Origin of the sequence: Acinetobacter lactucae (assembly GCF_013344765.1) — a bacterium.
In the GTDB taxonomy this organism is placed as follows: Bacteria; Pseudomonadota; Gammaproteobacteria; order Pseudomonadales; family Moraxellaceae; genus Acinetobacter; species Acinetobacter lactucae_A.
The window spans coordinates 1-2,306 of sequence record NZ_JABVBF010000273.1 but is presented as its reverse complement, the minus strand read 5'-3'; the positions used below and the strand labels follow the sequence as shown (position 1 = coordinate 2,306).

Here is a 2,306-nt window from a genome sequence, read left to right as displayed (position 1 = left end):
GTTTACAAATGCAAGCAATAGGTTTACGGGTGATGAGATGAATAAAATCTACAAAGTGGTATGGAATGCTTCTATTGGTACATGGACTGTTGTATCAGAGTTGGCTAAAAGTAAAACAAGAACAGGTTCTGTTTCGACCTCTTCTAAAGAAAATAGTTCAGTCGAAAAAATAGCTTGCAATGAGAAGAAATTTAGACTCAAAGCACTTGTATTATCTATTGTCTCCTGTTTGTCTGCTTCTCAAGTGTGGGCTGATTATACAAACTTATATGGTTCAATTATTAATACTAGTCCAACCATCAATAATGGTATTGCAATTGGAGCAAATACAGGTACTCCTGCTAGTGCAAACGATTCTAACGGATTAGCCGTTGGAGCAAACGCAAATGCCAGCGCAGGAGATTCAACTGCATTAGGAAATTATGTAAATGCTACTGGTGTAAATTCAACGGTAGTTGGGGGTCAGGCTAGTGCTGCTGGGGCGCAATCAATTGCGTTTCAAAATAACAGTGATGCAGATATTGTCGCAGAAGGTTTGGCAGCCGGCTCATCTTTTACAGCAGTTGATAGTGCATCTAGCTACAGCGTAGCAATAGGTGCGATGAGCCAAGTCGTTGGTTCAACAGCAGCAATGGCGATAGGAAAAAATGCTCAAGTTAACAGTGGGGCGAATAATGCTACTGCTATTGGTAATACCGCGACTGTAGATACAAATGCTGTTGATGGTGTTGCTATAGGTACTAACAGTCTAACTTCAGCAGCAAATAGCGTAGCTATTGGGCCTAGATCAACTGCGAATGTAACAAATTCAGTCGCTTTGGGTGCAGGCTCTACTACTACAGTACAAAGTGGAAATTCATATCTAACAAATGTCGCTGCATCTGCAACAAATGGTGTAGTTTCAGTAGGTTCAGCAACAAATACCAGACGTATTCAAAACGTAGCCGATGGAGCCGCTGATTCAGATGCGGTTACGGTAGCTCAGTTAAAAGATGTGAATAATCGTGCTGTTGGTAATACAACAGCATTGGGTGGTGGTGCTGCATATAATCCCGCAACAGATGTATATACACCTCCAAGTTATACAATAACGAAAACTGATGGAACCACCTATACACCTGTTAATACCGTGTCAGGGGCATTAACTAATCTAAATAATGAAGTTGTGAAACCGATTACTTTTGCTGGTAATACAGGTAGTTCGGCAAATAAATTAGGTACTACACTTAATATTACTGGAACAGGTTCAACTGCTGGAAGTTATTCTGGAAATAACTTAAAAACGGCTGTGACTGGTAATACAGTTAATATTCAACTTGCAGATGCACCTGTTTTTTCAGGTACTGTTACAGCAGGGAATTTAACTACTGGCGGTGCATTAAATGTTACTGGTGCAAGTAACTTAAATGGCGGTGCAAATTTAAATAATCAAAAAATTACAAATGTTGCTGCTGGTACAGCATCGGGCGATGCAGTTAATTTCAGTCAATTAACGACAACCAATAACAACGTTACGACAGCTCAAAACACAGCCAACACTGCATTGACTAATGCGAACAATGCACAGACTTCAGCTAATGCAGCGCAAAGCACAGCGAATACAGCATTAACAGAGGCGCAAAAAGGCTTGAATTTTAGTGTAAATAGTGGAGCTGGTGATAACGTAAAATTAGGTGAAACCGTTAATTTTTCTAACGGCACCAATACAACAGCGACCTATGATGCTGCAACAAATACTTATAGATATAATGTAGTTGATGCACCTACATTTACGGGTACTGTTACAGCAGGGAATTTAACTACTGGTGGTACATTAAATGTTACTGGTGCAAGTAACTTAAATGGCGGTGCAAATTTAAATAATCAAAAAATTACAAATGTTGCTGCTGGTACAGCATCGGGCGATGCAGTTAATTTCAGTCAATTAACGACAACCAATAACAACGTTACGACAGCTCAAAACACAGCCAACACTGCATTGACTAATGCGAACAATGCACAGACTTCAGCTAATGCAGCGCAAAGCACAGCGAATACAGCATTAACAGAGGCTCAAAAGGGTATTAATTTCGGTGATGGCAGTACATCAAACAACTATTCGTTGGGTGAAACTATCAATGTTAAAGGTGATAGTAATGTCAGCAGTGTAACGACAGCGGATGGTGTGCAACTTAGTCTAGCCGATGACATTACGGTTACCAGTGTGACTGCGGGTGACAGCAAGCTGGACAGCAACGGTTTAACCGTTACAGGTGGCCCGAGTGTGACCAAGTCAGGCATTGATGCGGCGAACACCAACATCAGCA

1 protein-coding gene is annotated in these 2,306 nt (G+C 40.9%); it reads left to right on the top strand.

The features are described from left to right. Positions 1 to 37 precede the first annotated feature (37 nt). The coding region (locus HUN22_RS16560) for an ESPR-type extended signal peptide-containing protein (RefSeq protein ID WP_302675970.1) at positions 38 to 2,306 on the top strand (2,269 nt) is incomplete at its 3' end.